Origin of the sequence: Rhizobium sp. L1K21, assembly GCF_024055895.1 — a bacterium.
Taxonomy (GTDB): Bacteria; Pseudomonadota; Alphaproteobacteria; order Rhizobiales; family Rhizobiaceae; genus Ensifer_A.
This window is the reverse complement of the sequence record NZ_JAMXLE010000003.1, coordinates 423,975-444,639: the sequence shown is the minus strand read 5'-3', so window position 1 is coordinate 444,639 and position 20,665 is coordinate 423,975. Positions and strand designations below refer to the sequence as shown.

Genomic DNA, 20,665 nt, shown 5'->3' with positions numbered 1-20,665 from the left:
AACGGCTTGAAAATGATCGGCATTTCCTGCGCCCTTGCGCCTAGTTGCTGACCAAATTTGGCTTACCAAAACAACCTCATTTATGAGTCCGTGACCTAAGGTTCATCTCGATCTTCAGAAACGATTTGAAAATGCAAATGTTCAAGCTTGGTATAACTCTGGCGGTACTGGTGGCATCAGTTTTGTTCACTTTGACAATCTGGCCCGACCTCCTGTTTTTCTACGATTTCAGGGATGAGAATATTATCTTGCGTTCTGACGAACCGATCCCACCCGAAGCGATAAATGTTCTCAAGGACGTCGAGCGGCGGCTGGAGCGTTCGGCATTGCCGTTAGACGGACCTTATAAGGTTTATATTTGCAACAAGACCTGGAAACTCAGCTTTTTTGGTCGAAGGACCTCAACAAATTTTGGAGGAGTCTCGGACGTATACTTAAGTCGGAATATCTATATTCGCCCAGCAGATATTCGCCGCAATTCCGTTCTTCCACCGGCTTCGTGGCGGTTTTCGATGGCCGATCGTCCGCTTTCCTATTTCATTGCTCATGAAATTACGCACATCCAGCAGGTCGAGTTCATCGGTGTCTTACGCTACTTGCAGACGCCGGCATGGCTGCTTGAAGGATATGCCGATCATATTGGCAAAGGCAAAAATCTCGATATTGGCGACAGCCGTAAGGCGCTGCAGGATGGTGCCCCGGAGATGGATCCGAAAAACGGCTTGTATACCCGTTACCAGCTTGCGGTTGAACTTTTGCTGAGGGAGAAAAGTTTCATGGAACTTGTCGAAGACCCTCCTGATCCTGAAAGCGTCCTTCGCTTGGCGAAATGAGATTCCGCGAAAAGCAATACCAGCCAGGCAGTGCAGACGCTCGCTGCAATTTCATTCAATCATCCACGCTTCCGATCCCCTATTCTTCTATTGGAACAACAGGAGATATGAGCAATGACAGCTCTCTTTAATTGGGTCGAAATACCGGTTACCGACATGGCTCGTGCCAAGAAATTCTATCAATCATTGCTGTCCGTCGAACTTCAGCCATTTGCAATCAACGGCATAAATTACGCTGTTTTCCCGTCAAACGATTTTAGCGGACACGGCGCTGGTGGAGGGCGATGGTTATTCTCCTTCGAGCGACGGCCCTCTGGTATACCTTGACGCAACGGGCAAGCTGGACCGGCTTTCAGCCGAGTTGCAGGCGCTTGGCGGAGAAATAATACTGCCCCGAACCTATGTGTCCGAAGAAGGCGGAGAAATCGTCCTCTTTCGGGATACAGAGGGCAACCGCCTCGGTTTGCATTCCCCCCTGCAGCGTCCCGTCACCGGTCCCGTCTCCGACCAGACGATGCAAGGTCTCCTGGCAGGACAGAAACCCGGCTTCGCCTTTGTGCTGACGCGGGGACCGCGTTTCGAGGATCCTGAACTTGCGAATCTTCAATGGGAGCATGCACGCAACATGTTCAATTTGATGCGCGAGGGAAAGCTCACCCATGTCAGCGCCTTGCCTGGCGGGGCGTCCATACTCGGTTTTGGTCTTATGCTGGCGGACAGCCGTGAGGAAGTCGCGGAAATCCTGGCGGAAGATCCCGGCGTAGCAGCGGGTCGGCTGGCTTTTGAAGTCATGACTGCTGTGTCGTTTGACGCAGACAAGACGCGCCACAAGCTCTGACCCTTACCACTTTCAACGCAATCAACTCAGATTCAGGACTGGCTAGGAGCGCGCCTTCGCGATGCTTCACGGTTTCAGGGAACCTCAAGAGGTATTCTATGCGCATTATCGTTAATACGCCTGCCGGAAATATTGGTCACGCGCTCGTGGAGCATGTCCTCTCAAATGGCGATGACGTGACCATGATAAGCCGCAATCCGGCAAAGGTAACGGATTTCGTTGCGAGGGGCGCACGCCTTGTGGAAGGATCAATAGACGATCCCGATGTGTTGAAGAAAGCGGTGGACGGGGCGGATCTCCTGTTTTGGCTTCCTCCACTGGTACTCGACCAGCCTGATTTCCTGAAATGGGCCCGTGACTGTGGGCAAAGGATAGCAGATATCGCAGGCAACGCCGGGGTCCGGCGCGCGATCCTGCTTTCCAGCGTGGGAGCGCAACACGACAGCGGCGTGGGGCCAATTGCCTGCCTTCCTGCGATCGAAAAGAGCTTCCGTGAAGCCTTTCCTGATATGGTTTCCCTGCGGCCCGGCCATTTTATGGAGAACTTCTTCTTCAGTCTCCCGACCATCAAAGCTGAAGGTACGATTTACAGCTCGCACGCAGCCGATCAGCCTATCCCGATGATCGCGACGCGCGACATCGCGGAAGTTTCCGCTCGCGTGGCAATGGATACCGTTTGGAGCGGCCACCATGTAATCGGGCTGCACGGGCCGGCAGATGTCAGCTACAACGAAGCCGCCTCCATCATTGGCAGGGTTATCGGAAAACCGGTCCGCTTTGTTCAGGTTGATGACGCAACAATGGTTGGCGCAATGGTGGCAACGGGCATGCCTGAACAGATGGCAAAGCTGGTTAACGGACTATATGCCGGCATCCGCTCCGGCATGGTGCGCCGGATGGAACCGAGGAACCCGACACCGACCACACTTGAAGAGTTTGTCCAGCTATCGATTCTGCCGAAACTTGCCGCAGCGTGAACATGCCAGGCATGTTGACTGATTGAATTATCAAAAGGAGGTCAAATGGACTTTCTGTTTTGTGATCGAGGCTCTGACTGAAGCGGAAGGCCGAAGAACGCCACGGTCGTTATTGCTCGGTTCACTGCGTTTGTCCGACGGCTGTTCCGGTGGGGCAATTTTGTCCAGGGCTGGTAAATTTGACGGTGCGGATCTTCGGCTCAATTCATGCGAAGAGATGAACTGCTTTGCATAAGTGGTGGGCCCAAAGACGATGAGGCGCACGCACTTGGGCTTTGGGACTTTTGCAGTCATTTGTGAGGATTTCGCAAATGGATTTTGGAACGCGAACGGTATTGATCACTGGCGCAGGTTCGGGCATCGGCCTGGCAACAGCCCGTAGGCTCGATGCGGAGGGCTTTTCACTCGTTCTTGTGCTCCGGCCCGGGGCAGACTGCCCTACAGGCTGGCGCAGTCCGGTCTCGTTCGAGTACTGCGATCTGGCGCGACCCAACGACGTTTCGCAGTTGATCGCGCGCGTGCGCGCAAAACACCGATCGCTCGATGTTCTTTTCTGTAACGCTGGTGTTCAGCCCTGGGACCGCAAGATAACGCCTGAAGGACTGGAACTCGGTTTTGCCACAGAGGTGGTATCCACCTATTTGTTGATCGACGGCCTAACCTCGTGGTTGGCCAGTTCGCAGTACCCCTTGGTGTTGGTTACCGGTTCGCTGGTACATCGTTGGGGCAACTATGAATTCGAAGCTCTTGCGTCCGGAAAAGACTTCGATCCGAACCAAACCTATTATGCAAACAAGCTGTGTCAGATGCAGCTTGTGAGCTATTTTGCATCAACGCTGAAAGTCAAGGGGATTCCAGTCCACGCTCTTGAACCGGGCATGACCCGAACCGCGTTTGCGCGTCATTTTTGCGGGTTCTATCGCATGATGTCGGTGATCTGGCGGCCCTTTATGCGCAGACCGGAGGACGTCGCAGAAGATGTATTGAGACTACTGCTAACAGGTGACCTCATGGAAACGAGCGGAAGCAACTGGTATCGGGGACGACCCAAGCCATTGGCACCCCAGGCACTTGACCATCTCGCCATCTGGCGCTTGGCGGAGGATCTGCACAAGCTTTGTTCAGCATTGCAGCAAAGAGTCTAACGTTGGGTAAGCGAAAGCTTCGAAGCGAGCCCGGCAAACGCTGACGCGAAACCGCGTATTCTCCACGGACGAAATGACGTACCCTCGACATAGGGTTGCAATCAGACCGTATGCAACGAATACCGCTAAAGTAAGCCCCCACGAAGGCCGAGCTTAAACCAAACGTATTCAATGCGTAGGCAGGCGATATTGACTCGATAATTTGAGGCGGGGAGGGAAGAAGAAAATCAAAAACTTTGGATTGAGGAGATTAACGAGAACCGCCGATGCGATAATGTGCAACATGGTTTGCTCTTGCGGCGCGAGCACCGACTTGAGCATGCTTCTTCACCAAAACATAGAGAAAAGCGCCTGGAGAGTTGGAGCGAAGACGGTACCCGATGGGGCAGAAGAAAATATCACGCGCTGCTCTTCACGCAGGAAGACTGGCTCTCATACCGAGTCCCAAATGATAGGAACACATCCTGGTTTGTTGAGGAGCTGTAACATGTATTCTGAAATTTGGAACTGAGCCAGTCCGTTGAGCGAGGCTTTAGGACGCTGACGGCTGCACAGCCTTTCCCCTGAAAAACTTTGCCACGTAGTATTTCAAGCCCCTATGCTATTTCTCACTGTAATTTTGGAGTCGGCGAGATGAAGTTTCATCATGTTGAAGCGATTGTGGCTATCGCCCATATGGGAAGCCTGCGCGCTGCGGCAGAGACCTTGGGAAAATCGCAGCCCGCGCTGACAAAACTGCTCAAACAGGCCGAAAGTGAACTCGGCGCGAAAATCTTCACGCGTGCAGCCCGCGGGGTCGAACCGACGGAGATCGGCCAGCGCATTATCGACCGTGCACGCGCCATTCATTCGGAATTCCGCAAGCTGAATGAAGATGTCCGTCAGTTGCAGGGCGAAGAAACCGGCATATTGCATGTAACAGTCTCCCCCATGGCGGCAGTCAGGATCATTCCCAACATCATGGACCGCTTCCGGAGACAGTTTCCGCTGGTCCATTTGCAAGTGTCTGCAGGCCAGTCACCGGCGGCGCTTTCGGATTTGCGCTCGGGCGAAACCGACCTCCTCGTTGGCCCGGTTCCGGGGCCGGAAGAGAGGACGGGACTGACGGTGCTGCCGCTCTTGAAAACGCCGATCTCGATCATCACCGGAATGAACTCGCGATATGCCGGTGCACAGCAACTCAAAGAGCTGGTCGATGCCGAATGGATCATGATCGGTCAGCGCAGGCGCAGTTTCGGCATTGCCAAAGATTTTGAGGCCGCAGGGTTGAAGCCTCCGGAACCCATCACGACATCCGATTCAATCAATTCACTTCTGGCAATGATCGAGGGCAGCGATCGTGTCTGTTCTTTCCCATCACTGATGTTGGACGAAATCCTGCCGCGCTGGCAAATCAGGAAAATTCCGATCCTCGACTTGATTAAACCGGTGCAGCTCGGTTTGACGCTTGCTGCTGACCGTCCCTTGACCCCCGCTGGACAGGCTCTCGCCGACGCCATTGTGAACCGGGCGAAGGCGTTGCAACAGGAATACTCCGATATCCTCTAGTTATATCTATAAAGTTTAATTTCTTTTCGGTTATAAACGGACTTGATATTCTTCCTTATGCAGAGGCGGCCGCCAGGACGTCTGCGCATGGGAGGAAATTTTGAATATTCTGTTCGTTATGTACGATCAGCTGCGATTTGATTATCTCAGCTGCGCGGGACATCCGCACCTTCACACCCCGAATTTCGATCGCGTGGCCGCCATGGGCGTGCGCTTCACAAATGCCTATGTGCAATCGCCGATCTGCGGCGCAAGCCGCATGAGTTACTATACCGGACGCTATAGTTCCTCACACGGTGCCCAATGGAATGGCTTCCCATTGCGGGTGGGCGAAGTGACACTGGGCGATCATCTGCGCAAGCTCGGCATGGACGCCTGGCTGCTTGGCAAGACGCATATGAGAGTGGATGCGGAAGGCATGGCGCGTCTCGGCTTGAGTCCGGACAGCGTGATCGGCGCGCGCCAGTCTGAATGCGGCTTTGATGCCTGGGCGCGCGACGATGGTCTCTGGGGTCAGGGGCCCGATGGCTTCTACGATACCAGGCGCTCGCCTTACAATGAGTATCTGAAATCCAAGGGCTATGACGGTGAAAACCCGTGGGCGGACTATGCCAATGCGGGCATTGACGACAACAACAACATGGCCACCGGCTGGATGTTCAAGAATGCCGACAGGCCTGCCAATATACGCGAGGAAGACAGCGAAACCCCTTGGCTGACAAGCGAAACAATACGCTTCATGGAGGCGACGCAAGGCCCTTGGCTGGCCCATGTCAGCTATATCAAGCCGCACTGGCCCTATATCGTGCCTGCCCCCTATCACAATATGTACGGGCCTCAGCATATCAAGCCCGTGCGCCGCGACGAATGCGAGCGCATTGATGCGCACCCGGTCTACAGCGCCTTCATGGGCAACAAGTTTGGTCAGGCGTTTCAACGCGACGATGTGCGCGAAAAGGTCATCCCGGCCTATATGGGCCTCATCAAACAGGCCGATGATCAACTGGGCCGATTGCTCGATTATCTCGAAGCGGAAGATCGTCTGAAAGACACGATGATCGTGATCACGTCTGACCACGGCGACTATCTGGGTGACCATTGGCTGGGCGACAAGGACCTGTTTCACGATCCGTCCGTCAAGGTCCCATTGATCATCTATGACCCCCGCGCCTCGGCTGATGCAACGCGCGGCACGACATGCGATGCGCTTGTGGAGGCGATCGACCTGGCGGCAACCTTTGTGGATGCAGCCGGAGGCGAGGCGCAGAGCCACATCATAGAAGGGCGTTCGCTCTTGCCTTGGATCAGAGGCGAACAACCGATGGATTGGCGCAAATTCGTCATCAGTGAATATAACTATTCGATCACGCCAATGCGCACCGCGCTTGGTGTGTCGTCTAAAGACGCCCGCCTGTTCATGGTCTTTGACGGTCGGTATAAGATGATCCATGCAGAAGGCGGCTTCCGGCCCATGCTGTTTGATCTGCAAAACGATCCGGACGAATTTCACGACCTTGGTGCTGATGATGCCTATGCGGAGGTGTGCGCTTCGCTGTATGAAATGCTGGCTAGCTGGGGCCGGCGTGATGCGCAGCGGGTGACGCGTTCAGAGGCTGATTTGAACGCTATGCGTGGTGCTTCGCTGCGCAAGGGCATCTTGCCCTTCCTGGTTGACGGTTCGGAAGTGCCGGAGGAACTGACCGAGAAATACCGTGGGCCAGCCCGGCAGAACTTCTTGAAAACAGGGGGTGGTGAACATGTCTGACGCGGCTCCAGTGCAAAGGTCCGTTTGGCGCACCTCTGATGGTCTGGCGGTGGTCTTTGCGTTGGTCATCGCGCTCTATGCCGCGTCGGGTCCCATAGGAGAACTTGTTCACTGGATCATTGCCAATACCACAGATGGCTTCTTTGAGCTTTCCCGCCGCGATCAGCGCATTCTCCTGCGCGAACATTGGCTTGGCAGCGTTTACCGCAGCTTCGAGCAAGGCTTCCTGCTGCCGACCGGCCTCATCATTGGCCTGCCGATCATCCTGTCTTTTGCCATATCCGCGCTGAGCCTCAGTCCTTCAAAAGGTGTTGGATCTTGGAAAACAACGCTTTTCAACGTGTCGATTGCCATTCTTGCAGCTATTGTTTTCGGCATCTGGATCGTCAAAATCTTTGCCTCAGATGCAGGCGCTTTGCCGGTAGCGAATGACATCGATTATGTCGCATTTCCGCTGGCGACACTGATAACGCTTTACCTCACATTCCGGATGTTTGGTGGCTTCATTGTGGCCTTCTGCATTTTCTGGCTTGTCTACTTCTTTGTGCGCGGCTGGTTGCCGGAATGGGCTGGCATTCTGGCGGGCTCGGAAGCAACTGTGGAACAGAATTTTCGCAGCATGATCCTCAATTTCTGGGCGCAGACCGGTGGGATGTTCGGTCAGCCGGTTCAGGTTGTGGCCGGGAATGTGCTGATCTTCATCGTCTTCGGCGCCATTCTCATGGCGTCTGGCGCGGGCGACCTGCTCATGAAGATATCCAACAGATTGACTGGCGGGCTGACCGGCGGCGCGGCACACGCAGCTGTCGCGAGTTCCGCACTTTTCGGCACTTTGTCAGGAGCGGCGATTTCCAACGTCGTATCAACCGGCGTCATGACCATTCCCGTGATCCGCAAATCGGGCTTCAAACCTGCATTTGCAGCTGCCGTGGAGGCTGCGGCCTCGACGGGTGGCCAGATCATGCCGCCGGTGATGGGCGTTGTCGCATTTTTCGTGGCTGGTCAGATCGGTCTTGAATATCGCTACATTGTTGTCGCCGCGATCTTGCCCGCGGCGTTCTACTACCTCGGCACCTTCTTGACGGTCTATTTCGAAGCGCGGCGCCTTGGCATTGGTGCCCTGCCTGCAAGCGAGCGCGGAAATTTGACGCGTATCGAGTGGTTTCAGACGCTGGTTTTCATCGTTCCGCTTGGCACGCTGTCTTATTTCCTCTTTGCGCAGCCTTCGGTGCCAAAAGCTGGCTTTTATGGCCTGATCGCTGCGCTCGCAGCATCGCTGGTGCTGTTTCCCGAGTTTCGCTCATCGAAAAGACTCTGGAGTGCTTTTGTCAGCGCCGGTCGCATGTCAGCCTCCATTGTGGTGATCGTGACGGCCATCGGCCTCATTGTCGGGCTGATCCAGACGTCCGGGTTTTCCGGAAGACTGTCCCTGCTGCTGGCGCAGATCGCTGCAGGGCCGCTGCCCATTGTCTTGCTTGTTGTTGCATTCGGCGCGATCATTCTGGGCATGGGACTGCCACCCGGCGCTACCTATTTCATCATCGTAATTGCGCTCAGCTCGGGCATCGATACGGTCGGCATCGCGCCCCTGACGCTGCATCTTTTCGTGGTCGTCTTTGCCATGATGTCAACGGTGACGCCACCGGTGGCGCTGGCGGCCTTTGCTGCGGCTCCGATCGCCAACGCCGACCCGATCAAGACGGGTTTTCAAGCGGCACGAATAGCGATCGCCGGCTTCATCATACCTTTCGTCTTCGTCTACCACCCTGCCGTGTTGTACAAGTTGCAGGTGCTTTTCGAATGGTTCGGTGAAGCGCCCGTCACCTCACGCGCCATGATCGACATCACCACGGTTGGCTGGGGTGATTTTTTCTGGATCATCGCCGCATTCGCGCTTGCAATGTGGCTCATTGCATCGGGGATTGCCGGGTTTGACCGCGGAAGGCTTGTGCCGACAGAACGCATCTTGCGAGTCGTTGTCGGCTTTGTCTGCCTTGTTCCACAGATGTTCATTGCCGTGCCGGCAGCGCTGGTTGGAATTGCTCTGGTTGCACGCGAGTGGATGATGGCGCGCCAAGGCACGATGGACGCACAGCAGATAAAATTCGAAATGGGAGGAAAATGACCATGAAATACAGTAGCTTTGCGGCGGCAGCAGCCTTGGGTTTAGGCTTGACAACCGCTCATGCAGAAACCCTCAAAATGGCAACAATTGAACCAAGTCTGGGCCAGGCAATTACTATGGCGACGTTCGCCAATCTGGTTAGCGAAACACTCAAGAACATCCAAATCGAGGTGGCTGGAGGGGGAGCCGCCACGCTTCACATGCTGGAAGTCGGGCGTGGAAATCTGGATATGGCGATGGTATCGCCCACGGTTTATCAGTTCATGAAGGCGGGCAAGGGCATGTATGCGAACGAACCCGACGCCGCCGAACTGTCTAAAAACGTGCAGTTGCTGATGTGGTTTCCGTATGGACAGTATCACTACACCGTGCGGCCAGGCAGCGGCATTCGCACACTGGACGATTTGGAGGGCACCACGGTTTTCCTCGGTCCTGCTGGTGGCGGTGCCTTCAGCACGGCCAAGGATTGGATTGAAGCAACAACCGGCCTTGTTGCCGGAGAAGACTATCAGGCGATCACATCCAACTGGGCGACCGGTTTTCAATCTTTCCTCGACGGTAAGATCGACATGTATGCAAACGGCTGCCTTGATCCGTGTCAGCAGTTTATCCAGTTTTCCGAAACCGAAGAGCTTCGTTTCATAGGTCCGCAGGATTACTCGGGCGATGCCGTCACGGAATTCCTCGGCAACTACCGACAACTGTCGGAAGTCCCTGCTGGCATGTACAAAAACCAGGTCAATGATGGACCGGTTATGTCGCATGATACAGCAGTCGGCATTGGCGTGCGTGCCAATCTGGACGAAGAAACCGTATACAGCATAACCAAGGCCTTCTGGGAGAATGTCGATAAAATTACGACGGAAGCGCCTTGGGCAAAGGCATTAAGCAAGCAATATGCCGTCCAGAAGCTCGGCGATATCACGCTCCATCCAGGCGCGGCCCGCTATTATCGAGAAGCGGGCGTACTGCAATAAGGATGCCCTAGCCAACGGGTAAGCTACCCTGCAGCAGCCAACCCCCAAGAGTATGAACGTAAGCGTCGCCTTAACCAGATGATCGGGTCAGGCAAAAGTTTATTGGCATGACTGGAGATGCTTCCGTTCAATATAGACGCCGCCGTTTTTCGGCCAAGGTCACGCCTGCGCAGGGCAGAAGACTTGATTGCTAAGCGCCGGATTACGATGCGGAGTCATTTCGGCTATGCGGCATTGCATCACGTAGCGGTTCTTTGGTTCGAGCGAATTCGGTCGGTGCAATGCCGGCTATTGTCTTTTGCACGACGCGGCTTGGTTCGATGAACGTCAAAGGTGGCGATTGAAAAGCTAAAGATTGGCGAGCCACACGGGGAAAACCCGGTCATTGCTTGATTGGCGGGTTCTTGCTGGCCCTGCTGGGTTGGTCTCCAAGGTGGAAGCACGAAACTCGGACGGTGTGCAGCCGAAATAAGTCTTGAAGCTGGCGGAAAACTGGGCGTCACTTGAAAAACAATAGCGATCGGCAACGTCGCCAATTCGTACGTGGATATCGCCTTCGGCGATCGCCCTTGCGGCTGCGCGCATCCGCGATTCACGAATGATCTTGGCCACGCCGCCAGCAGGCTCGAACAGACGGTAAAGCGATGACCGGGAGAGACCGAGCTGGCGCGCCAGATTGTTGGGATTCAGCTTTTGTGAACAGAGCTGGTCGTTGATTATCTGTTTGGCCTTCGACAACAACATAAGGTCGCGGTCCGCCTTGAGTTCCTCGTCGGCGAATCGACGCTCGTCAAGAAGGCAGTTGACGACCAGCGTCGGCAACATGGCGCCGATCGCGCGGGGAACTTCCCCGTCCAGATGCGCGCCGTGCTGCATGGCAGACACAAGGTGGTCCGCCAGAAAGAGGGCACTGGCGTGCGTCAGCGGTAACTGATGCAGCCGGGCAAGTGCGTCAGCATCCTTGCCAAATACACGCCGCGGCAGCACCACCGAAATATTGTGAGAAGGGGTCATGTTGCGCTCGGAGACTTGCGCAAGGTCTATGACCACAATTGCTGATGGCCGGGCGCTTCGTGCCTCGACATTTTCCAGATCCACGCGGATCATGAAGTGATCCATCAAATCACCGGAGATCCGGCGCCGCACGCGCTCGTAGACAAATGGCTGGGTGCGCATCCGGCTCACCAGCATGGAGCCGAAATTGATGCTCTCAATGGACGCGTCAAACGCCTCGACGACCTTGGAGCGCTCCATATCAAACATCGACCCAATCCGCATGCTGAACAGCTCGAACTGTTCTTCCGCTGCGAAAACCGCCGTCGAAAATGTCTGAACGCGTTTTGTCAAATGGTTCATCGGATCATCAATTCTCCCATCGCGCGCACATTTCCACTGATTGGGACAAAAACGCAAGAAGTTCGCGATCTTGCGAAACGCAAACGTTAACGCGCGGTGGCGGCGAGCGGCTAATTTTGCCGACGCTAAATAAATGGGAGGCCGCTATGTTCTTCACTGCGCCGACGAGCTTCAAAGTGTTTACGATTCTGAGTGGCTGCATCCTTGTATTCGTGGGAGTGTCTATTGCCAGCGATGAAAGCAGGGCCGCCTGTGATCGCCTGGCGGCAAGTCCAAACGATCCGCTGTTCGGTTCCAAGGGCGTCGAGCAGCTTGACATCAAGGGTGCTGCCGCGCTTGACGCCTGCCGCAAGGCCTATGAGGGCGCGCCTGACGAACCCCGCTTTGCCTTCCAGCTTGCGCGCGCAGAACAAAGGCTTGAAGATTATGACGCGGCGCGGGTGCATTTTTCCGAAGCTGCCAAGAATGGTTATCCGCTGGCGGAAGTCGGGCTCGGCATTCTGTTTGAAAGAGGGTTGGGCGTCGGCCAGAACCTGGAAGAGGCGCGCAGGCACTATGAATTGGCGGCCGAACAAGGTGTTGGCGTCGGCCTTTTCAACCTTGCAGGCTTTTATCTTGACGGTGTCGGTGTGCCGGAAAACCCTGTGCGTGCCGCCGAGCTCTATCGCCAGGCAATTGACGCGGGCTATGAGAAAGCTGCAGGCGGATTGGCGGAGGCGCTTCAGCATGCCTGGAGAGAGGGAGATGATCCAGCTCCCGTCGTTGAAGCCTATGTCAAGGCAGCTGACGCCGGGATAGGCTTTGCCCATCGCATTCTCGGGCATTTTTATCGTGATGGCGCCTTTGGTCTGCCGGTCGATCCAGCCGCAGCGACCGCCCATTATCGCATCGGCTGGGAACTCAGTGACGATTGGTCCGGCCTCTATTTTGCGCAGATACTAGTTTCCAAGAATGATCAGAAGACCGAGGCGGTCCGCATTCTTCGATCACTGATAGAGAGTGAGCCGGGGATGTTGAAAGCAAGAGCGATGGCTCTGCTCTCCGACATTATGCGGCGGCGCGGCGATCTGCAGGAAGCCGCAGCCCTTGTCGAGGACGCTTTGGAAATCGCGCCCAAAGACAGTGCCGTGCTCTCCTCACAAGCCGAATTGCTTGTTCTCGCTTTTCAATTGGAAGAGGCAGACCAGCTATTGGCAGAGGCAATCGAGCAGGACCCGGAATGGGCGCCGCTCCATCTTCAGCGCGCCAGCCTTCAAACAAAACTCGGTGACAAGGACGCCGCCGCAGCATCTCTCGATAGAGCCGCGAAAGCAGAGGCTGGTCGATTGTTTCTAGGGACTTACCGATGAAATTTCATTCCCGATTTGGGCTGTCCTTGCGGCACGTGCCACCGACAAGGCGGCCATTATGGGTGTATTTCAGCAGCATTTTTGCGCCTCCATCAATAAAGGCTGATCTGCGTAGAGAGCGCCGCGAACGCTACACCTCGATTAGGCATATTGGACCTTCTACCCGTTTGAACGCGTGATGAAAATTCGATCATATCTCCTCCTTACAACCAGCCTCTCCCTTCTGCCCTCGATGGCTGCCGCACAATCGATCGAGGCAACTGGCAGCGTCTCGCCCTTGCCTCCAACGAGTTGGACCTCATCGACATTGATCAACGTTGGCTACAATACGCCAGGCTCTCTCACGATTTCGGACGGCGGGCGTGTGGTGAATCGAGCCGCGTACGTCGGTGTGCAGGGCGGTACAGGTCAGGTGACCGTCACGGGAGATGGCTCGCGTTGGGAGAGCAACGGATATCTTTACGTCGGCGCCAATGGTACAGGCATCGTGACGATCGCCAATGGTGGCTTTATGAGCAGTGCTGGCACAGTTATTGGCCGTTCCGATCTTGCTTCCGGCAGCATCACCGTTACCGGTGAGGGATCCACCTGGGTTGACAGTTATACCATCATCGTCGGGTTTTCGAAAAACGGGAGGCTTACCATTGCCGATGGGGGCACGGTCAGCAGCAACTTCGGCAGGATTGGCGAGATCTCGGCGGCGACGGGCTTTGCCAGCGTCACCGGCGACGGTTCACGCTGGAACAACAGCAACTACCTCAAAATCGGGTACCAGGCTCGTGGATCGCTGACGATCGGCGACGGCGGACTGGTGACGGTCGGGGCGCTGCTTGGCGATGGCAGCCATGACGGCACGGCGACGGTTGCGGATAGCAGCGGTTCCAACGGCACCGTGTCGATCGGCGCGGCCGAGGGGGACGCGGCGGTTGCGGCGGGGACGCTCGATGCGGCGCGGCTGGTGTTCGGGGCCGGCCACGGCACGCTGGTGTTCAATCACACCGATGTCGATTACGGTTTCCGGCCCGCGATCTCAGGCAATGGCGCGATCCGCCAACTTTCGGGCACGACCACGCTCAAAGCCGACAATTCCGCTTTTTCCGGCACCACGGATGTGACCGGCGGTAAGCTGATGCTGTCGGACGGCGCGCTGCTCGGCGGCGCAATCAATGTGACGAGCGGCGCGCTGCTCGGCGGCACCGGCACCTTCGGCACGGCGGGACGCACCGTCACCATCGGCAGCGGCGGCACGCTGGCGCCGGGCTTTTCGTCCGGCACACTGACAATCGCCGGCAATCTGGTGCTTGACGCGGGCTCGACCTATGCCGTCGATGTTTCGACCACGGCGGCGGACCGTACCAATGTGGCGGGCACTGCGACGATCAACGGCGCGACGATGCAGGTGATGGCGCTCGATGCCGCCACCAGCTATCAGGAAAGCCAGACCTATACCGTGCTCAGCGCCGCTGGCGGCATTACCGGCGACTTTGCCAACGTGCACTCGCAGTCTGCCTTCCTCAACGTTGCCTCCGGAATCTCAGGCAACGATGTGCGGCTTACTGTTGGAGTCAATCGCGACTCTCATGGCGGCACCTTTTCCAAGGTTGCTGAGACGGGCAACGAGCGCGCCGTAGCGCATTCTCTTGACAGTTTGCAGCAATCCGGCGCGTCGCTGGCACTTTATAACAGCGTGCTGCCGATGAATGCGGAAAACGCCCGAACGACGTTCCGTCAACTCTCCGGCGAGGTCTATGCCTCAACAGCGCCGCTTCTAACCGCAGGGACCCAGGCGATCAATGGCACGCTTGGGGCGCGCTTGCGTGGCAATGCTAGTGGTTCGTTACAGCGTCGGGCAGGGGTCGCTTCTGCCTATGCGCCGGAACGAAAGAATGTGGCATCCGAACGCTTTTCCGATTTTGACAATTCGGCGGCTTCCGACCCCAGCCCCTTTGGCTTCTGGGCCAGCGGCTTTGGCTCACGCGGCAGCATAGACGGCTCCGGCGGTATGCGCGGCAGCGACCTCCGCTCCGCGGGCACATTGATCGGTCTTGATGGCATGGCGGGCGACTGGGTGGTCGGCTTTTACGGCGGCTATTCGGGTGCCTCGGTCGGCACCGAAACAGAATCGGCGATGAGCAAAAACTATCATCTCGGCCTCTATGGAGGGCGCGAGTTCGGCCCGCTATCCTTCCGCTCGGGCCTCGGTTACACGTTTTCTGCAATCGACGCTGTCCGCAACGTCACCACGCTCGGCCAAAGGCTCGAGGCAAATTATAAGGCCGGAAACGTCTCCCTGTTCGGTGAGCTCGCTTATAAAATGAGGGCAGGTCGGATTGAGTTTGAGCCTTTTCTCAATCTGTCGCATGTGCACACCCACACCGACGGATTTACGGAAACCGGCGGCAATGCAGCGCTTACCGTCTCCGGCCAGAGCAATGATGCGACCTTGACCACGCTCGGCCTGCGGGCAGCCGCGGGTTTTGACATTGGCGGTGCGACGGGGGTCGCGCGCGGCATGGTCGGCTGGCAGCACGGCTTCGGGGATATGGCCACGAAATCCACCGCACGCTTTGCCAGCGGCAACAGCTTCACCATCACCAACACACCCTTCGACAGAGAGGCGATGGTCATCGAAGCAGGGCTCGACTTCACGCTCTCACCATCGGCAACACTTGGCATCGGTTATGGCGGCCGGTTCGGTGCAACCGCGCGCGAGCACACTGCAACGGCAAAGCTCAGGCTTGCGTTTTAGAAGAGCTTCCCCTCCAGGATCTCCCGTGCTCCGCCAATATGGTGCTGGAGTTTGCGCAAATCGTTTTCGTGTTCTGGGTCGCTCAAAACGGGACGCGCGCTGATTATCAGGCTTTGGTTCTTCTCGTGGCGATTTTCTAGAACATAGAACGGCCGGTGAGCGTGGTACGCTCGTTGCAGTGTACGGCGCGGCTGAAGCTTGCCCATAACGACGACGCCCCTGACGATGATCGGTTCGGCCACACCATTTGGGACGTTAGTGGTCTGTAATCTGAGCCCCGAAAGCAGCCATCTGTTGAACAAACAACTGTTATCGGCGATGCCCTAGAGATTTCTCGAGCGTGAACACAGAAGATATGCAACGCATCGGATTTGCCTATCTCATCCCACCGTATTCAATGTCTATGAATGGTTAAAACATAGACTTAACCTTAATTTAATGCAGATGCGTATAGTACTTGATCAGTATTGAGTCAGTGTGGGGTGCGGTGCGTTGAAAGCCGGCAAATCCGATTTGGCGCTTGGCGGGTTTCTGTCGGGCATGGCGGGTTTTTTGAGACGTCGTGGCTTTGAACATGCGCGAACGCTCTTTGCCTATTCCCTGATTGTGAACCTGTGTGCCCTGGCCCCTTCATTTCATATGATGCAGGTCTATGACCGCGTGCTCTCGTCCGGTTCTGAAGGCACACTGGTTGCCATCACGGCCATTGTTCTTTTCGTGCTTTGCGTTTTCGTGGTTGGCGAAATGGTACGTGGCAAGGTGGCGCAGCGACTTTCCGCCGTTTACGCCGTTTCGGTGTCGCGCAAGCTTTTTGCCCGGTTGGGCGACCCGACAGCGGCAAGCGGTGCGGCCTCTTATCTGCGTGACTTTGCCTCCGCACGGCATTTTCTGGCATCGCGTGTATTTGTCGGTCTGTTTGATTTGCCTTTTGTGCCGCTTTACCTGTTCCTGCTATTGTTTGTGCACCCGACAATCTGCCTTCTGACCATTGCAGGTTTGGCTGCTATGACAATCGCGGGTTACATGAATTACAAACTCACGGGTGCTGGCAGGGACGCCAGCCGCAAAACCGAGGGTGAAGCGGTTGGCTTTGCCCAGAGTGCCTTTGCGCGCGCAGGCGAGGTGCGCTCGCTTGGCATGGTGCCCAATTTGCTCACGACCTGGGGCCAGCGCATGGCGGAAGCGCTGAGTGCTGCGGAAGAGGCAGCTGCGGTATCGTCCGCCCTTTATGCTTTGAGCAAAGGCATTCGCCAGTCCATTCAGGTGATCACAATGGCATGGGGCGCGTTTCTGGTGCTCGAAGGCGATATGTCGGGCGGCTTGATCTTTCTCGCCTCCATGATTTCCGGCCGTGCGCTTGCCCCTATTGAACAGGCTATTGGCGGCTGGGAAACAATTGTGCGCTCTATCGAGTCCTTCAACAATGTTGAAGAGCTGACCGGCGCGGACAAGGGCCTGCAACGACGTCCTGATCTGCCGGCGCCAAAGGGCAATTTGCAGGCGCGCAACCTGGTCTTCCGAGACTACGGGCGGCGTCTGGTGCTGGCGGGCGCGTCATTTGATGTGCAGCCCGGTGAGGCGGTGATCGTCAATGGTGCGCCGGGAGCGGGCAAATCCGTATTTATCTCCATTCTGGCAGGCGCGCGTCTGCCCGAAAACGGCCTCGTGGCGCTGGATGGCGCGCCGCGCGAACGCTGGCCACAGGCACAATGGGGTCGCTCCATGGGCTATTGCGGTGAAGAGGCAGGCCTTCTGACTGGAACAATTGCGCAGAATATTTCGCGTTTCGACCCGGCAGGTGAACTCGAAGAGGTCTATCGCGTCTCCATGATGCTTGGCCTGCATGAGCTGATCATGGAGCTGCCACAAGGCTATCAAACCGTGATCTCCAACTCCGCTGATCACATCCCTGCCAGTGTGCGCAAGCAGATTGCTCTGGCACGGGCTTTCTACGGAAGCCCGAAGGTCATCCTGCTTGATCGACCCACCACATTTCTCGACCAACGGCGTGAGGGCGCTTTGCTAAATGCACTTGCCGATGCATTGAAGGATGGTGCAGCGGTGGTGATGGCAACCCGGTCACAAATGATGATGCGCATTGTGACGCGTGCAGTGGTGATAAAAGACGGGGTTGTAACAGCTGCCGACCTTCCCAAACGCGGGCAGGCGATCAGAACCTCCGGCCCCACCGAGCCACGTACAAAAGACAAAGCGGAGATGGCGTTATGAGCGCGTCGGAGCTGAACGAAGCCGATCCGCTGGCCGCAGTCGAAACCTCGGTGCGTGGCGTGACCGGCCTTTCTGGAAAGTTCATCCTGTTTGCGCTCGCCATCATGCTGGCCTGGGCCTTTCTGGTGCCGCTTGGTTCAGCGGTTATTGCGCCCGCAACACTGGCCTCAAGCGGTCACAACCAACAACTGCAGCATGTGCGCGGCGGCATGGTGACCGGCATTTTTGCAAAAGAAGGCGATCTGGTGCCAGAGGGCAGTGTGGTCGTGACGCTCGATCCGGCTATCGATCAGGCCAATTTGACACGGTTGCAGGCCCGTCATGCTGTCTTGGAGGCGCTGCGCACGCGGCTCGAGGCCGAAAAAGCCGGCGGATTGGCAGAAGCCGATTTGGACCTTGCTGGGATCAATGTTACCGCGTTCGCGTTGCGCGGCAGCCAGGCTCTTGACTTCAACACGACTGCGAGCATTGCCGAAACGACGATTGCCAAAGCGCTAAATGCGGAACAGGGTCGGCAATATGAAAAAGGGCGACTTGCAATTGGCGCGCAACTGAGAGGTCTTTCCGATCGCGCCGAAGGGCAGCGCCAGCGTCTCGCCTCGCTGACAACGCAGATTGAAAATGCCAAACGGCGAACCGAGCTGCTAGAGAACCAACTCAGCGACGCACAGACCCTCGCCAAGGCAGGCCATATTTCCCGCAATCAGGTTTGGGAGATCGAAACGCGGCTTCTCGATTCCCAAAGCAGCCTCACCGACCTGCATTCCCAATTGACCTCCACCCAGAGCCTGATTGGCGAGACCGAAGCCGAAATGGACCGCGTGCGCATGGCCGACGGCATGGAAACATCACGTACGCTGACGGATGTGCTGGCGGAACTGGAACAGATCAGTGATGAACTGACGGCTGCTGAAAGCGCCATGGACAATGCAGCACTGCGCGCGCCTGTACGCGGTTATCTGGTACGGCTTTCGGCCAAGACACTCGGCGGTGTTGTGAAACCGGGCGATGTGGTGGGTGAAATCGTGCCCGCCGATGCACCGCTTGAGGTGAAGGCCCGTGTGGCGCTGGACAAGATTTCCGCCGTGCGCATGGGCCAAAGCGCGGAACTGAAACTGAGCACATTGAATCCGCGCGTCCACGAGCCAATCAACGCCACAATCACCTATGTGGCCGCAGACGCAAGCCAAGATGACGCAACCGGCGAGCGCTTCTTTGAAGTGCATGCGAAGCTCGATGAAACCACCACTCAAAATCTAGAGGTTGCGCTTCTGCCGGGAATGAGCGGTGAGCTTTTCATTGAAGGCGAAACGCGCACCTTTGCGACCTATATGTTGCAACCTTTGCTCGACGGCCTGGCCCGCACATTCAGGGAAGTGCACTAGATGCACGGGCTGGCCTTCCTCTCGCGCATTGCGACCTTGAGCCTGGCATCTGCAATGGCGCTGGGCGGCAACGCCTATGCGGAAGATGGCTGGGCGCTGCGCACGACCGTCAGCAGCCCCAGCACAATTGAATCCTATGAACTGCGCGCGGGCCTGCAGAGCTTTGTGAGCCCGACGCCCGGCTTGCGCGGTGCGCTTGAAACCGCCGTAGAGCGCAATGCCAATTGGCATGCTGCACTGAGCGATGTGACAGCAGCGGACCGCGAGGTCTGGAGTGCGCTTTTGAAATATGCGCCGGTCATTACCGGCAGTGTGGAAACAAATGCCTATTCGCCAGCGGGCAGTTCCGGGTTGGATTTGAAAAACCGCGACAGCTATCTGGCGGTTGTGGCCTCACTCCCGGTCTGGACGAGCGGCGGGCGATATTATGGCGTGAAAGCCGCGCGCAGCCATCGTGACATGATGACATATGAGGCCCTGGCTGTTCGCGACCAGGCGAAGATGGATTTCATTGAAACCTGGACACAAGCCGTGGCCGCCCTGCAAGACCGGCGTCTTGCCCGCCGCGCTGTCGAGCGCTTTCAACGCCTAAGACGCGCAGTCGTTGCCCGCCAGAATTCAGGCTTTGCCAGCGTCTTTGATATTTCGCAGATTGACGCTGATATTGCAGCGGCGCGCCAGGCGCTGGTCTCGATTGAAGGCATGATTGAAAAGCTTGGTAACCAGCTCGTCCGCAAGGCGGGCAGCAAGCCCGCTAGCGGGGCAACACTCAACCGGTTTGCGGATTATTTGAAGGGCGGCAAGCAGGCCTTCATAGAAAGCGCACATAGGAACAATCCGCAATTGCGCGCCGCTTCCGCACAATATCGCACCGAGCTTTACTCAACCAGCTCTTCCATGAGCCGGTTCCTGCCTTCCGTAAGCCTCTCGGGCGAGTTTCGCCATTATATGAACCGATCACCGGGCTCGACGGGCAATCAGGGCTGGCGGGTTGGTATTAAGCTCAATGTACCGCTGGTTGACCTCTCCTCGGTCGCCGCAAGCTCCGCACAGCAGGCGCGCACGGATGCGGCCCTTTATCGTGAAGCGGCCACGCTGAACGCCGTTGAAACACAGATCGATGATCTTTGGAGCGATTACCAAACGACGCTGCGCACCCGTCGTGAGGCCGAGCGCGAGGTGGATGCTCGCAAGAAGAGCGCGAATTCAACGCTCAACCGGTTTGAAAAAGGCTTCGGCTCGCTGGAAGATGCGATCAGCGCGGAAACCGCACTTTCGAGCGCTGAACGAACAGCCCTGCAATTTTTCGTGCGCGAGAGCATTACGGCAGCCCAGCTGCTTCTGGTTTCCGGCAAATTTCACGATGGCATGCTGACGGGGCATTGAGCC

Annotated in this window: 14 protein-coding genes; 13 read left to right on the top strand and 1 reads right to left on the bottom strand. The window is 56.7% G+C overall.

The annotated features are described in order from the left end of the window. The first annotated feature begins 137 nt into the window (after positions 1-137). From NHF56_RS17080 to NHF56_RS17045, 8 genes are all read left to right on the top strand, one after another. Complete coding sequence (locus NHF56_RS17080; protein WP_252806762.1) at positions 138-833, top strand: hypothetical protein; 696 nt, start codon at positions 138-140, stop codon at positions 831-833. 274 nt (positions 834-1,107) lie between these two features. Continuing rightward, positions 1,108-1,671 (top strand): VOC family protein, encoded by a 564-nt coding sequence (locus tag NHF56_RS17075; protein WP_252806760.1) that lies wholly within the window; start codon positions 1,108-1,110, stop codon positions 1,669-1,671. A gap of 98 nt (positions 1,672-1,769) precedes the next feature. After that, on the top strand, positions 1,770-2,648 hold the full coding sequence (locus NHF56_RS17070; RefSeq protein WP_252806758.1) for an NmrA family NAD(P)-binding protein: 879 nt from the start codon (positions 1,770-1,772) through the stop codon (positions 2,646-2,648). Between the two features lie 311 nt (positions 2,649-2,959). Continuing rightward, positions 2,960-3,793: an SDR family NAD(P)-dependent oxidoreductase gene (locus NHF56_RS17065; RefSeq protein WP_252806755.1), complete on the top strand. Its 834-nt coding sequence runs from the start codon at positions 2,960-2,962 to the stop codon at positions 3,791-3,793. Positions 3,794-4,426: 633 nt separating this feature from the next. Next, positions 4,427-5,341, top strand: coding sequence for a LysR family transcriptional regulator (locus NHF56_RS17060; RefSeq protein ID WP_252806753.1), 915 nt, complete (start codon positions 4,427-4,429; stop codon positions 5,339-5,341). Positions 5,342-5,441: 100 nt separating this feature from the next. After that, complete coding sequence (locus tag NHF56_RS17055) at positions 5,442-7,106, top strand: sulfatase-like hydrolase/transferase (protein WP_252806751.1); 1,665 nt, start codon at positions 5,442-5,444, stop codon at positions 7,104-7,106. Further along, positions 7,099-9,231 carry a TRAP transporter fused permease subunit gene (locus NHF56_RS17050; protein ID WP_252806749.1) on the top strand — a complete coding sequence of 711 codons (2,133 nt, stop codon included), beginning with the start codon at positions 7,099-7,101 and terminating at the stop codon, positions 9,229-9,231. The genes NHF56_RS17055 and NHF56_RS17050 overlap by 8 nt, the downstream gene beginning before the upstream one ends. A 2-nt stretch (positions 9,232-9,233) precedes the next feature. Beyond that, positions 9,234-10,208, top strand: coding sequence for a TAXI family TRAP transporter solute-binding subunit (locus NHF56_RS17045; RefSeq protein ID WP_252806747.1), 975 nt, complete (start codon positions 9,234-9,236; stop codon positions 10,206-10,208). 348 nt (positions 10,209-10,556) lie between these two features. Here the strand turns inward: NHF56_RS17045 and NHF56_RS17040 are convergent, their stop codons facing one another. Then, positions 10,557-11,471: a helix-turn-helix domain-containing protein gene (locus NHF56_RS17040; protein ID WP_252806745.1), complete on the bottom strand. Its 915-nt coding sequence runs from the start codon at positions 11,469-11,471 to the stop codon at positions 10,557-10,559. A 239-nt stretch (positions 11,472-11,710) separates the two neighbouring features. Between NHF56_RS17040 and NHF56_RS17035 the strand changes: the two genes are divergently transcribed. From NHF56_RS17035 to NHF56_RS17015, 5 genes are all read left to right on the top strand, one after another. Next, on the top strand, positions 11,711-12,913 hold the full coding sequence (locus NHF56_RS17035) for a hypothetical protein (protein ID WP_252806743.1): 1,203 nt from the start codon (positions 11,711-11,713) through the stop codon (positions 12,911-12,913). Positions 12,914-13,091: 178 nt separating this feature from the next. Further along, positions 13,092-15,662 carry an autotransporter domain-containing protein gene (locus tag NHF56_RS17030; protein ID WP_252806741.1) on the top strand — a complete coding sequence of 857 codons (2,571 nt, stop codon included), beginning with the start codon at positions 13,092-13,094 and terminating at the stop codon, positions 15,660-15,662. 492 nt (positions 15,663-16,154) lie between these two features. After that, entirely contained in the window at positions 16,155-17,891 is a 1,737-nt protein-coding gene (locus NHF56_RS17025; RefSeq protein ID WP_252806740.1) for an ATP-binding cassette domain-containing protein, read from the top strand. After that, positions 17,888-19,276, top strand: a complete 1,389-nt coding sequence (locus tag NHF56_RS17020) for an HlyD family type I secretion periplasmic adaptor subunit (RefSeq protein WP_252806738.1) — start codon at positions 17,888-17,890, stop codon at positions 19,274-19,276. Before NHF56_RS17025 ends, NHF56_RS17020 begins: the two co-directional genes overlap by 4 nt. Further along, on the top strand, positions 19,277-20,662 hold the full coding sequence (locus NHF56_RS17015; RefSeq protein ID WP_252806736.1) for a TolC family protein: 1,386 nt from the start codon (positions 19,277-19,279) through the stop codon (positions 20,660-20,662). It begins immediately after the preceding gene. The last annotated feature ends 3 nt before the right edge of the window (positions 20,663-20,665 follow it).

Coding starts and splice junctions, on each gene's coding strand:
- NHF56_RS17045 (WP_252806747.1), top strand. CDS start 9,234: ATGAAATACAGTAGCTTTGCGGCGGCAGCAGCCTTGGGTTTAGGCTTG.
- NHF56_RS17050 (WP_252806749.1), top strand. CDS start 7,099: ATGTCTGACGCGGCTCCAGTGCAAAGGTCCGTTTGGCGCACCTCTGAT.
- NHF56_RS17020 (WP_252806738.1), top strand. CDS start 17,888: ATGAGCGCGTCGGAGCTGAACGAAGCCGATCCGCTGGCCGCAGTCGAA.
- NHF56_RS17030 (WP_252806741.1), top strand. CDS start 13,092: ATGAAAATTCGATCATATCTCCTCCTTACAACCAGCCTCTCCCTTCTG.
- NHF56_RS17070 (WP_252806758.1), top strand. CDS start 1,770: ATGCGCATTATCGTTAATACGCCTGCCGGAAATATTGGTCACGCGCTC.
- NHF56_RS17015 (WP_252806736.1), top strand. CDS start 19,277: ATGCACGGGCTGGCCTTCCTCTCGCGCATTGCGACCTTGAGCCTGGCA.
- NHF56_RS17080 (WP_252806762.1), top strand. CDS start 138: ATGTTCAAGCTTGGTATAACTCTGGCGGTACTGGTGGCATCAGTTTTG.
- NHF56_RS17060 (WP_252806753.1), top strand. CDS start 4,427: ATGAAGTTTCATCATGTTGAAGCGATTGTGGCTATCGCCCATATGGGA.
- NHF56_RS17035 (WP_252806743.1), top strand. CDS start 11,711: ATGTTCTTCACTGCGCCGACGAGCTTCAAAGTGTTTACGATTCTGAGT.
- NHF56_RS17065 (WP_252806755.1), top strand. CDS start 2,960: ATGGATTTTGGAACGCGAACGGTATTGATCACTGGCGCAGGTTCGGGC.
- NHF56_RS17040 (WP_252806745.1), bottom strand. CDS start 11,471: ATGTTTGATATGGAGCGCTCCAAGGTCGTCGAGGCGTTTGACGCGTCC.